The sequence below is a fragment of the Dysgonomonas sp. HGC4 genome (genome assembly GCF_001261715.1).
Classification (GTDB): domain Bacteria; phylum Bacteroidota; class Bacteroidia; order Bacteroidales; family Dysgonomonadaceae; genus Dysgonomonas_A.
The window spans coordinates 61,624-74,328 of the sequence record NZ_CVRU01000158.1 but is presented as its reverse complement, the minus strand read 5'-3'; the positions used below and the strand labels follow the sequence as shown (position 1 = coordinate 74,328).

General features: G+C 35.8%; 10 protein-coding genes and 1 tRNA gene. 2 read left to right on the top strand and 9 right to left on the bottom strand.

From position 1 onward, the window contains the following. Window positions 1-57 precede the first annotated feature (57 nt). The gene (locus tag HGC4_RS15290) at window positions 58-1,755 is read right to left on the bottom strand and encodes a tetratricopeptide repeat protein (protein WP_050711004.1); all 1,698 of its coding nucleotides are present in this window, start codon (window positions 1,753-1,755) and stop codon (window positions 58-60) included. Window positions 1,756-1,859: 104 nt separating this feature from the next. Here HGC4_RS15290 and HGC4_RS15285 point away from each other — a divergent pair, with 104 nt between their 5' ends. Continuing rightward, window positions 1,860-2,660 carry a TIGR02757 family protein gene (locus tag HGC4_RS15285; protein WP_050711003.1) on the top strand — a complete coding sequence of 267 codons (801 nt, stop codon included), beginning with the start codon at window positions 1,860-1,862 and terminating at the stop codon, window positions 2,658-2,660. Window positions 2,661-2,744: 84 nt separating this feature from the next. Here the strand turns inward: HGC4_RS15285 and HGC4_RS15280 are convergent, their stop codons facing one another. Continuing rightward, window positions 2,745-3,542: a glycosyltransferase family 2 protein gene (locus HGC4_RS15280; protein ID WP_050711002.1), complete on the bottom strand. Its 798-nt coding sequence runs from the start codon at window positions 3,540-3,542 to the stop codon at window positions 2,745-2,747. Window positions 3,543-3,613: 71 nt separating this feature from the next. Continuing rightward, complete coding sequence (locus HGC4_RS15275; protein WP_050711001.1) at window positions 3,614-4,696, bottom strand: mannose-1-phosphate guanylyltransferase; 1,083 nt, start codon at window positions 4,694-4,696, stop codon at window positions 3,614-3,616. Window positions 4,697-4,865: 169 nt separating this feature from the next. On the opposite strand from HGC4_RS15275, the gene HGC4_RS15270 reads away from it, so the two are divergent. Beyond that, window positions 4,866-4,949: transfer RNA gene (locus HGC4_RS15270), tRNA-Leu, on the top strand. Window positions 4,950-4,975: 26 nt separating this feature from the next. Here the strand turns inward: HGC4_RS15270 and HGC4_RS15265 are convergent. The 6 genes from HGC4_RS15265 to HGC4_RS15240 form a co-directional block, all read right to left on the bottom strand. Further along, window positions 4,976-5,512, bottom strand: a complete 537-nt coding sequence (locus tag HGC4_RS15265; RefSeq protein ID WP_050711000.1) for a GNAT family N-acetyltransferase — start codon at window positions 5,510-5,512, stop codon at window positions 4,976-4,978. 335 nt (window positions 5,513-5,847) lie between these two features. Next, window positions 5,848-6,249: a VOC family protein gene (locus HGC4_RS15260; RefSeq protein ID WP_050710999.1), complete on the bottom strand. Its 402-nt coding sequence runs from the start codon at window positions 6,247-6,249 to the stop codon at window positions 5,848-5,850. Between the two features lie 370 nt (window positions 6,250-6,619). Then, window positions 6,620-7,315 carry a hypothetical protein gene (locus tag HGC4_RS15255; RefSeq protein WP_157258333.1) on the bottom strand — a complete coding sequence of 232 codons (696 nt, stop codon included), beginning with the start codon at window positions 7,313-7,315 and terminating at the stop codon, window positions 6,620-6,622. A 215-nt stretch (window positions 7,316-7,530) separates the two neighbouring features. Next, a complete protein-coding gene (gene galA / locus HGC4_RS15250) occupies window positions 7,531-10,386 on the bottom strand; it encodes a beta-galactosidase GalA (protein ID WP_050710997.1) in 2,856 nt (951 codons plus the stop codon). Window positions 10,387-10,600: 214 nt separating this feature from the next. Beyond that, window positions 10,601-11,953: a sensor histidine kinase gene (locus HGC4_RS15245; RefSeq protein ID WP_050710996.1), complete on the bottom strand. Its 1,353-nt coding sequence runs from the start codon at window positions 11,951-11,953 to the stop codon at window positions 10,601-10,603. A gap of 4 nt (window positions 11,954-11,957) precedes the next feature. Then, window positions 11,958-12,644, bottom strand: coding sequence for a response regulator transcription factor (locus tag HGC4_RS15240; protein ID WP_050711077.1), 687 nt, complete (start codon window positions 12,642-12,644; stop codon window positions 11,958-11,960). Window positions 12,645-12,705: the final 61 nt, after the last annotated feature.

Genomic DNA, 12,705 nt, shown 5'->3' with positions numbered 1-12,705 from the left:
GTAGCCTTATTTATTTTATAGTCTTACTTAATAATAGTATAGAATGGTTGTTCTATATTATTTAAAAAGGAAAGATACAGTTGTATTGTTTGCAAACTTAGCAAACTCTAAATCATATATCGCATTTTGTTTCAAATTAGGATCAGCTTCAAAAGCCGCTCCAAGATGGTGAGCAACACCCGTTGCATCGTTTGTACGTGCAGCTACTATTGCTTCAAGATAATGAGTCATACCATCTTTGTTGCTGATGCTATTTAAAGTTTGTTCTGCCTGATTATAGTTTTTAGTCAATATTTGAGCTAAAGCAGCATTGTTCGATTTTGTATCACCAAAAGCTTGAATGGCTTTGTTGTAATCACCTTTCTTTAGGTACAACAAGCCTAGAGCTTCGTTAGAAGTATTTGCTTGCGATCCATTAGCAATTAGTTGCTCAGCTTTAGCAATATCTCCGTCTGCCATAGCTAATAAACCTAGATTCATGTTTGGTTCAGGAGCTTTGTTATTTATTTGTTGAGCTTTCAAGAATGCTTTTTGAGCAGCATCTATTTGACCGTTTGCAAAATAGAAAGCTCCTAAATTATTCCATCCTCTGTAATCAGCAGGGAATCTTTGAGTAACCACAGTATATATTTTTTCTTGAGGTGTACCTTGTAACGTTGCAGTATATAGCAATTCGTTTGCAGTAAGAGAAGATGGATTTGTGTTGAATGCTTGTATCAACTCATTGTCAGTTCTTCCTACTGTTTCAACATTAGCAACTAAACGTGAACGTCTCAATTGAGGCAAGATAGTTTCTGCAAGATCTTTGTAGATTACAGATATATTTTTAATCTCACGCTCTCTGTCCGCAGGGTCAGTATACATAGAAAGTACACGCAATACTAAGTCTTTGTCTTGTAAGCTTGAAGCCTCTACCAGTTTCTTGAAACCTTCCCAGTCTTGAGCTGTATAATTAGCATATACATTTGTGTTTACGTTGTCTTTTTTAAATTCTTTATTCAAATAGCCAGTCGTGTTTTTTTCACGTTGTGCTGCTAATTTTGAGTTTAATTCATAACCACCGTCAGGAGATGCATAAGCAAGAACCTCTACATTTACATTTTGTCTTGGGTTGTTATCTGCACTTTTTACTAAGCTTTTCCAAGCTGCAAGATTATTAGAGTTCAATTCGCTTGATCTAAGTTCTGCTTGTTGAATAAGGAAAAGAATATTCGCATCATAAGCGTCTTTTATCAACTTTTGGAAATCATCAGGAGCATCTGCTGGAGTGTTTGTTAAAGCATTTGCTAATGCAGCCGTAGTAATAAGTCCCTCTGAAATTTTTACATCAGGAAGAGTTACAGGTTTGTTTTTTACAAGAGTTGTAAATCGTAGATAGAGTGCAGGATTAGCCATCTCTGGGTCATAGTCGAACTCAGATTTGATTGTGAAAGGCGCACCTTGTTTTTGAAGGACAACAATACCATTTCCCGCTATATTTTCGCCTTGATAAGTAACGGCTGTTCCTAACTGTTCCGAAATACCCCATTTCAATACAGGTGTAATAGTTATTTCTGCATTTTTATTGAACCATTTTTCAGGGAATTTGCCATTAACTGTTGCAGGGATTTTAGAGCCTTGAACTTCTAATGGGCTAGGTGTTACACTGAAAAGTGAAGGAGAGAGGGGTGTTAATTTGCTACTACACGACACTAATATGACAGCAAATAATGCAATCATAGTAGACCGAAAGAGAATTTCAACCTTGTTTTTCATGTCTTTTGTTTTTTTATAATTAATTTTAGTTCATATTTATTAATAACGTATCATATACATTACTTGTTTACTAAAGATACGAAGAAATATATTAATCTATAATAATGGCTGTAATTAATTTTGAATACCTAAAAGATTTTTTAGATCAGAAGGTCTTACTATATAATCGTCCACAATTCATAGAAAATGATCCTATTTGTATTCCGCATGCTTATTGTAAATGCGAAGATATAGAAATTATGGGATTTTTTGCTGCTATTTTTGCGTGGGGACAACGTCCAACTATCATAAAAAAATGTAAAGAATTATCTCAACGAATGGATAATGCTCCTTATGAGTTTATAACACAACATAAGGACAACGATTTAAAGCAATTACTCGGCTTTAAGCATCGCACGTTTAATGATACAGACCTACTGTATTGTATCGATTTTTTCAAGAGACATTATTCTAAATATGCTACTTTGGAAAGTGCATTCTTTCCGAATGAGGGTATGACTGTAGAACTGGGTTTGAATCATTTTCAAGAGTATTTTTTTAATGCACCGGATGCACCTTCCCGTACTCGTAAACATATTCCTAATCCTACCCGAAAATCGGCATGTAAACGATTAAATATGTATTTGCGTTGGATGGTGAGGAACGATGAGCAAGGTGTTGATTTTGGTTTGTGGAAAACAATTCAACCAAAAGATTTGATATGCCCTTTAGATTTACATGTGGAGCGTACTGCTAAAAAAATAGGGATATTGTCTCGTGATAAGCCCGATTGGGCTGCTGCAATAGAATTGACTGATAATCTAAGATTGTTTGATGCTAATGATCCTGTGAAGTATGATTTTGCTTTGTTTGGTATCTCTATCGAAGAAAAGTGTATTATAGATAGTACTCAGTTAAAATCTTAAGGGTAGAGAGTGTAAGTATTATATTGTGTCGTTGCTTAGATATCTAAAGCAGATACTTTGATACTTATAGCTTTAGTTATTTTTTTATTTGAATACTTTCACTAGCCCTTTTACAAGGAATCTAAATATGCGGTTTTTTTTCATCACTCTAACAATGTATTGATAATCGCTCATTTCGTGAAAGTGTTCATAATCACTCTGTATTGATGTTGGAATACATTCGTTGAGAACATGTGTTCTTTCTTCTGCATGCGCTGCAGTTAATTGAGGATTGGTGCTTAGACCATTCCATTCGAAAAGAACAATATCTACATCTATAAATAGAGGCTGCTCATTATGTAATCCGATTGTTTGAAGGAAAAACTTCCAGTCAGAAGTTATTTTTAAGCTTTCGTCATAAAGACCATAGGTTACGAATAAGTCTCTGCGGATGAAAGTTGCTTGATGCTTTATAGTTCCCCAATAGAAATCAAATAAAGTTAGTTTTCTGTTTAGGCAGGGAACCTTTTGTGTATAGCTTCCAAAGTCATTAATTTGGTGACCATTAATAAACGGAGCTTTATATCTTTGGTTATTGAAAATCTTAGTTAAAACATTCTTAGACGCAAATCTGTCAGCCGAATTAAGAAAATAGCAATAGTCTCCCGTGGCGCGTGCGATTCCTTTATTCATTGCATTAAAGATGCCGGTATCTTTTTCGCTAATCCAAAAAGATATCTTGGAAGAATAACGCTTAATAACTTCTATACTATTGTCTGTTGAATCTCCATCAATAATAATAAACTCATAGTTGCTATAAGTTTGTTCGATAACGCTTTTGATCGTGTTTTCTAGACCCTCAGCATTATTCCTGTTTACTGTTATGATGGATATCTTATTCATTGTCGACAAAATTAAAGAAAAAAAGTGACAGATAATGCCACTTTTTATATATCGATAAGTCTTTTAATATATTAAATATAACTATCACCATATTTTAATTTGGTGTCGGCTACAAATTGTTTGATACGTTGCTCTTCTTCTTTCTGACAAATTAAAAGAATATCGTCTACCTCAGCCACAATATAATTGTTTAGTCCTTGAATTACAGCTAATTTTCCATCAGGTAAAGCAACTATGTTTTCTGAACTGTCATAAAATAGAGTTTCGCATTTGAGTGACACATTTGCATCTTTGTCTTTGTCAGAGATGTCGTGTAGTGAACCCCATGTTCCAAGATCTGACCATCCAAAATCTGCCATTATCACACATACATTATTGGCTTTTTCCATAACTCCATAATCAATAGAGATACTAGGACAATAAGAGTACTGTTCTTTTATAAAAGCATGTTCTTTATCGGTTCTGTATATTTCTTTTCCTTGGTTGAAAATAGTAGCTACTTCAGGTAGATTATCATTGAAGGCTTTTATTATTGTTTTTACATTCCATATAAATAGTCCCGAATTCCAAAGAAACTCCCCACTTTCGTAGAAAATTTTAGCTAAATCAAGATTTGGCTTTTCTGTAAAAACTTTTACTTTGTTGATATCTCCAACAGTTGCTTCGTCAATTTGGATGTATCCATATCCTGTCTCTGGTCTATTGGGTTTAATACCCAAAGTCAAAAGAATTTCATGGTTATCAACAAAACTTAATGCTTTGTTAATGACAGCAGCAAATTCATCCTCTTTGAGTATGAGGTGATCAGAAGGTGCTACTACTATATTGGCATTAGGGTTTATCGAATTTATGTGATAGCTTGCATAAGCAATGCAAGGGGCTGTATTTCGCCTAAGTGGTTCTAATAGTATTTGGCTGGGAGATAATTCAGGAACTTCTTGCATCGTAAGTTCTGCATAACTCTCATTAGTCACAATAAATATATTTTCAAGAGGCAGAATCTTTTTGAATCGATCTACTGTCATCTGTAAAAGAGAACGACCTGTACCGAAGAAATCAAGAAATTGTTTAGGACGAGCTTCTCGGCTGAAAGGCCAAAAACGGCTGCCAATTCCGCCACTCATAATTACACAATAACTGTTTTTATTGTCCATGGTTTAAAATATGGTATGAATTTATATTTATATGTTCGTCTAACATTATTAAGACGTAAACAAATGTAATATATTTTATGCATAGAAAAAAAAATACTTCTTTTTCCAAAAAAAAGGGCAGATGTATGGTAATCTCGAAAATATATCTATCTTTGCACTCACAAAAAATGCCCAGATGGCGGAATTGGTAGACGCGCTGGTCTCAAACACCAGTGGATTCACTTCCATCCCGGTTCGATCCCGGGTCTGGGTACTAATAAATCCTGATAGAGAAATCTGTCAGGATTTATTTTTGTTAGTTAATTGTAGTTTCATCATTATATCTGTCTGTTCATCATTACCTAATTTGAAAATATGTTTATCAAACTCGATAAAACCATTTTTCTTATAAAAGGCTATGGCTTTTGGGTTCTCTTCCCAAACTCCTAGCCAGACGTAGTCGATGTTTTTCTGTTTTGCCTTTTCTATTGCTTTTTCATAAAGTAACTGTCCTGCATATTTCCCTTGAAATTTTTGAAGAACATAAATCCGTTCAATCTCCAGTCCTTGCTCATCTTTTATTTCCGTCTGAGCTTGCCCCCAATTTATTTTTAAATAGCCGATTATGTCATCGTTAATGATTGCGAAATAAAGTAAGGAATCACTATTACTAAGTTCAGTGGTTAATTTTTCTATCGAAAATTTCTCTTCTAAATAGTTAGTCATATTCTCTTCTGTATTTGTTGATGAGAATGTTTCATGAAAAGTTCGTCTACCAATTTCTTGTAATTGATTAATATTATTTAGAGTTACTTTTTTTATGAGTATATTTTCCATACTTATGTCGCTTTTTTATATACAAATATATGTAATTTACGGTTTCGGTATTCATTACCTCACTTCAAAAATTAAGTCTCAATTTTCAAGAATTTGGTCAGAGAATAGAACGCTTAAGGGTACTTAAAGAAAATAGATAGAGAAACCTGTCAGATTTTTGTTTTATGTAGTATTTATGTATCTGTCGTTCGTCTTTCATCTATTATTAAAATAATGGCGACTGGCTTCAATTGATAGTATTCAGCTTGCAATTCCTCTTCTTTACATAAAATACTAAGACAAGCTTCGTTTACTGTTATAGATTACTTTATATACATGAAAGTCACGGATAAATATTATACGGGTTCATGTGTGTATGTACCAATGCAGAATGGATGACCTGCCGGATCGATCATTGTTTTTGATGTTTTGAAATATTGTTCATCTGTTATTTTTGCTCCACATTTGATCGCATGCTCCACTCCTTCCTCGAGATTATTGACAAATAAATCGAGATGCAACATTTGCGCTTGTTTCCCTTCTTGCCATGGCCACATAGGTGGTTGGTATCCTTCGACTTCCTGAAATATAAAGACCATTCCTGTTGGAGAAGTAATTGCCGCCCAACCTTCATTAGCACGAGGATGCGTCCATTCCCAACTCATTAATTTACTGTAAAACGCAGCCATAATGCTTGCATCAGCACAATCTATCACAACGTTCATACCGATTATAGGGACTCCATTTCTATTTTCCATTTTATTTCTATTTGTTATTTGTATTGAGGAGATGTTTATCTTCGTTAAGATTATCTATACAAAAACCTTAACGAATTTATAATACAAGAATTATGTTTATTCTTAAAGGATATGTCTTTTCAGAGTAATTCTCTCTTGCAAATATATGCAATATATGATTTAGGAATCTGCTATCTCAGTTCAGAAATGAGGTTTAAATCTCTAACTCGTTTGAGAATAGAAGGACTAGAAGTGCTAAAAACAAGAAAACTCAAATAGTTGAGTTTTCTTGTTTCTTTCTTCATTGTATTTCCTATTGCAAAACCTACAAAACTAATGTAAACGAATCTGTGGATATAGCGATTCTAAATGAAATTAGTCCATATTGTTATTACATCAAATCGGCTACACTGTTTTTCTTCTTACCTTTTTCATCTCTTTTTCTTTCTTTATCCTGATGCTTTTTTATGTAATTGGAAGAAGGTTCTATTCCTGTGTAAAGTGTAAAGGTATAAACATTATAAGATTCATCGTGAGATGCAGATTTAGTTTGTTCTTTGGCTGGAGACCATTTGGTGCTGGTATCTTGTGTTGTGGATTGAGTAGATGATTGTGATCTTGTAGTATAGGTCAATGCAAACGAATACTTGTCGTAATTAAACTGCATCTTATTTAATAGTCCGGAATTGGTCTCGAGTTGAGCCTCTCCATTATCTTTGGCGAATGTCATTATTTTGTGATATAACTCTGGGTCATAGAATATGACTTCAATAGATGCCACGCCTGTTTCTCCCTTCTGAATAATAACTTCATAGTCATTGACATCGGGAATATAGTTAGTCGGATTATCAGCGAGAGCTCCCAAGATGCTGGCGGCAACCATCAGACCGTTTTTCTTTCTCAGGGTATATTGGTTCTTATCGCTATTATACTTGAATTTTTGATTCAATAATTCTTCATGTGACATTTTCAGCATTTTGCCATATGGAATTATATTTTCAACCGAATCATTCTGTGTTGAACTTTGTGCCAATGAGTTAGAAACTACCAATAGAAAAAAGGCTGCTAAGATTAAAATAGATTTCATAATGTTCATTTGAATAGTGGTCACTTTTGTTGTGGCTTCCGATTTAGAAGCCTTATACTAAACAAAGGAAAACCATGTAAAGTTTTTCAAAATATTCATATTCTGGAGTTATAAATAAGGGCTCAACTCTAAACTAAAAAAAACGCCAGATGTAATCTGACGTTTTTTATTTCTTCTATAATTGAATTAATAGAAAACTTTTAAAAAGTTATTTTCTATTTAGTAACTGTAGCTTTATCGAGAATAGAAACCATTCCTCCTAATCCTACTTTATCACTTATATTTCCTTCGATAAGAACATTAAGCTGATAGTCTCCTGCTAATGGAGGGAATTCAGCAACAAAGTCAGAAGCCTCCGCTTTATTTTTGGTTCCGATGAGTTGTCCATTAAGCCAGATCTCAGCTTTGCCAGTTAGGTTTTTGAAAAGAATTCTGCCTCCTTCGGTTTGTTGAAGTTTGTATGGTGTAAATGTTGATCGGTAAACCTGATACTTTCCTTTTTCCAAAGTCTGTAACTGACCATTACGGATGGGTTCCCAACTATTCATATCATTATCCGAAAGTTTTAGATTTGGATCGGGTCGTGATGTTGTACTAGGAGACAAGAGCCATTTATCGAGTACTAGAGTAGGTGATACTCTTGTTACGAGGGGAATCTGTGTAACTTGTGTGACGGGAATACTTATTGTTGCCGATTTTAGACCTTTGCTCTTAGCTGTCACTATCACTTTGTCATTTGTATTCTCGTTACTTTGAATTATTGCCTGAGCTAACCCATGGTAAAGACTTCTTGTGGAAGCTTTATCTAATTCATGTGAGTTTGGATCTCCGTTACCAACACCAATCAGTTTACCATCTCCCGATACTTCAAATTCAATAAGCATATTTGCTGTAGGTACGGGTCTTCCCTTTTTGTCTAAAGCTTGTACGGTGATGGGCATAGCATCCCATCCGTCTCCGTCAATAGAAGGGCGATCTGCAATTAACTGAATGCTTACGGGTTCATCCGTAGTTTCTACTTTCGTACGAATTACTTCTTTGCCATTTCGGTAACCGATAGCTTCTAGTTTTCCGGGTTGATAAGGGATATCCCACGAATTGAAATTGTATTTATCTACATCTTCTTCCGCTATTGTTTTACCATTCACTATAAGCTTAACTTTATCAACATTGCTGATAGCCATTACTTTTATATTCTTGCCAATACTATCAGCAGGCCAATTCCAGTGAGGCTCTAGGCGAAGAATAGGACGATCTAACCAGAAAGCCTGATAGATATAATAAGCCGATTTTGGGAATCCGCATAAATCCATGATTCCAAAATTAGAACTTACTGTTGGCCATGCAAATGGGGTAGGCTCTCCTTTGTAGTCGAAACCTGTCCAGACGAAACAACCTGCCAGAAACGGGCGTTCATTAATATCTTTCCACGATTTACGGTGAGTTGTGCCCCAATCTGGGTGCTGTGTATCGTACGAATCTAATAGATTTTTACTATGATTTGTCACGTATTGTCCTCGTTGCATTACGCACGATACATCTTCCGAACTGGTGAGACACATGTGTGGGTTTGCTTTTCGGAAATCATCATAAGCGTATGATTGGTAGTTGAAACCTACAACATCGGCAGCCTGCGATACATTTATTTCAGAAAATAGTCCTCCATTCATTGCAGCAGTAACGGGGCGTGTTGTATCTAATTTCTTTACCTCGGTCGACATACGTCGTACCATTTCGTAACCGATTTCGGTTCCTTGCATAGGTTCTTCATTGAAAACCGACCATAGGATAACGCTGGGGTGATTACGGTCGCGCTGTATTAGCCACTGTAATTGACGTATATATTCGGGCGAAGAATTGAAGTTACGGTTTTCATCCATAACCATGATACCTATACTATCACACACTTGCAGAAATTCGCGCGATGGCGGATTATGGGCACAACGATAAGCGTTTGATCCCATCTCTTTCAGCTTACGTAAACGAAATTCCCAAAGAGAATTAGGCATAGCAACTCCTACACCTGAATGATCTATATGATTACATGTTCCTTTAAGTTTCATAGGCTGGTCGTTCAGATAAAAGCCAGTGTCTTTATCAAAACGGATGGTGCGAAAACCACATTTAGTTGTAGCTTCATCCAATAGTTTCCCATTTTGTTTCACCTTGGTTTCTACAGTATATAAGTAAGGATCATCTACTGACCATAAATGCGGATTGCTTACGGGTATAGACAATGCTGCCACTGCCTGATCGAAAAGCTTTACTGAGGTTTTGGTTGCGTTCTGTACAACTAGCTTTCCCGACTTGTCCAATAAACTTACCTCTACTTCTATATTTGAGGCATCACCTTTTCCTGAATTCTGTAATGTTATTTCGGCAGGAATCTTCCAGCTACCGCTTACTGTTTTTACAGGGTTGGCATATACTCCATCAGTAATAATATGAAGAGGCGAACGCTTTACCAGCCATGTGTGGCGATAAATGCCTGCACCCTCGTACCACCATCCTTCTTGTGCTACTGCGTCTACCCGAATAGCGATTGTATTTATTTCATCGCCATATTTTACCAGAGGAGATACGTCAATGTATGATGAGGTATAGCCACACCAATTGCGATGTACAACTGTGCCATTCACCCAAATAGTGGCATGTGTTGCAATACCATCAAATTGGAGTTCGAGGTGTTTGCCTCTGTCAGAATTATCTAGTTTGAAGTGACGACGATACCATCCGTAACCTCTTTGCTTATAGCCTTGCGACAGGTTTTCGGTAGAGTCGAAAGGCATTTCTACTGCCCAATCGTGTGGTAAGTCAAGTTCGCGCCACCCTTTATCATCATAGCCGGGAGCTGCTGCGCCTGTAGCACGAGCTGCTTTGGTGCTGCTATAGGTTGCATTATGACCTTTGATTATTGGAAAGGGAATATCTCCCAGATGAAAGCGCCACCCTTTATCTAACGATAAACGCTCGTGTTTTGCTGCTAATATTGCTTCGTTATTATTGCTTTGCTGGGCAAGGAGCCCTAAAATAGAGCACATAGCTAGCAATAGAGAAAAGATTTTCTTCATAGATATTAGTATTTATTTATTCGGTTTTGATAGATTTAAGCATTAAAGATAGAATATATATTTATGGAAAACTAAATTATTTCCTATCAGCTTTTCTTAGATAGTATTTGTGTTCAATAGATAAGATGACTTTATAAATAAGTCTTCCTTTAAAATCAATAACTCGGTCATCTATATCATAAATCGTCTAATGTGAGGTCCATGTAAGACGAGATCAGGCTTTGGGTAATGTGAGTATTATTGTAGTGCCTTTATTCTCTTCTGAGATTATTTCGTAGTTGATATTATTCTTTTCAAGAATGCGCAGAGCGATAGATAAGCCTATGCCACTACCTTGTATTTTATTTGTATTATCTGCCCGATAAAAAGGTTTGCTTATATTGGCTAATTGGTCGGAAGGTATTCCTATACCTTTGTCTGTAATTGACATTGATAGATTGCCCCCTTTTTTAGATAAATGAATATCCACAGTATTTCCCTGAGAGTATTTTACCGCATTTTCTATGAGGTTGAACATCGCCATGAGTAATTGAGTTTTGTCTTTGCTTACAGATAGCAGTTGCTCATCTTTTGGTAAAATATCTACATTGACTTTTATTTTAGAGTCGGGATAACGATCGGATATCTTACTTATTATTTCCCATATCAAGTCGTCAATCCGTATCTGTGCCCTAATATCTGAGTCTTCTCTCAGATCGGAAATAACAATCAGGATATTGAGTATTTCTTCCAATTGATAAATCTGTTGAATAAGTTTATCCGATAATTGTTTGTATTCTTCTGCTGTGCGGTCTTTTATCGAAAATACTTCCAGATTACCAAGTATTGATGCAAGAGGTGTTTTAAACTCATGGGATACATAATTCACAAAATTCTTTTGTATGATAAATGTTTCTGAAAGTTTATCTAGAAGTACATTGAAGGTATCTGTTAGGTCTTGCAGTTCGTCTTTGGTTTGAGGAGACTCTATCTGAACATCTAAATTTTTGGTGGAGATATTATTCACCTGATTTATTATCCTTCTAAATGGACGATATGCCACATGCGATACCCATCGGCTCAATGCTATGATGGTTAACAATCCTATTATAAAAGCTGCCAGAAGAACCCATAGAAGCTGATTCATCTGCTCGTTGAGGTATTCTTTTTTCTTTTTAGTGATAACCACAAAGTCTCCTTGATTATCTTCGTAGAAGATACCAGTGCAGAGAAACTCGTCGGTCGAAAACGACAATTGTCTCTCTTTACGTATACGATCGAGTATGTCAATCGGAATGTTTGCGGGCTTAGCTCCATAGCTAACTTTATTTTCTTCGTTGTATATTTGATAGTGAGAATCTGAAACTGCCTCTTCGAATTGCTTCCTGATCTTGGCAAAGTCTTTACTGTTTAGCTCGTCTTCTTCCAGATAAAAAAGAGCTGTAATCTGAACCGTTTTTTGCAAGCCCTGATAGATAGATTTCTCTAGATTATTGTAATACAAAGCGTATATAAGGAAAGATAAGATTGCAAATATCACTCCAAATACAATAGAACAAAATAGGCTTAAACGGGTCTGAACTTTCATAATCTCATTCGTTATGTGTTCTTATCATATACCCTCTTCCTTTAATAGTTTCTATGAGTTTGGTATGGCCTTCAAGATCTACTTTGTTACGCAGATATGATATATATACATCTACTACATTGGTACTCGAATCGTAGTTGATACCCCATACCGAATCAAGAATTTGGCTACGGGGAAGAACTTTATTCTTATTTTCCATCAAGATCTTAAGCAGCTTAAATTCTTGAAGAGTTAGTTTTATTTCAGTATCACCTCTTTCTATGCGATGCTCATCTATGTAGAGTTTAAGATCATCACATTCCAGAATTTCCGAAGGTGTATTGTAATTCAGCTTAGCTCTACGAGTCAAAGCATTGATGCGCGCAATCAATTCTTTGAAATGAAAAGGTTTTGCTAAATAATCGTCAGCTCCATAATCTAAAGCCTTTACTTTATCGTCGGGTTCTCCCAAAGCACTGACTACAAGGATGGGGGTGTTTATCTTCTTGTAACGGGTGTATTGCAGAAGCTCTATCCCGTCAATATCGGGTAACATAATATCAAGTAAAATCAGATCCCATTCCCGTTGGCTTATCAAACTTCGTGCATCCGTGCCATTTTCAGCCAGAACAACTGAAAATCCACTTTCGGTAAGTCCTTTAACCATGAACTCACTAATGCGTATGTTATCTTCAACAAGAAGTAGCTCCATAAGAACAATCATTTGATTAAGGTCGAAGACCTTTTATTGTATACTAGCTAAAGATAGTTCT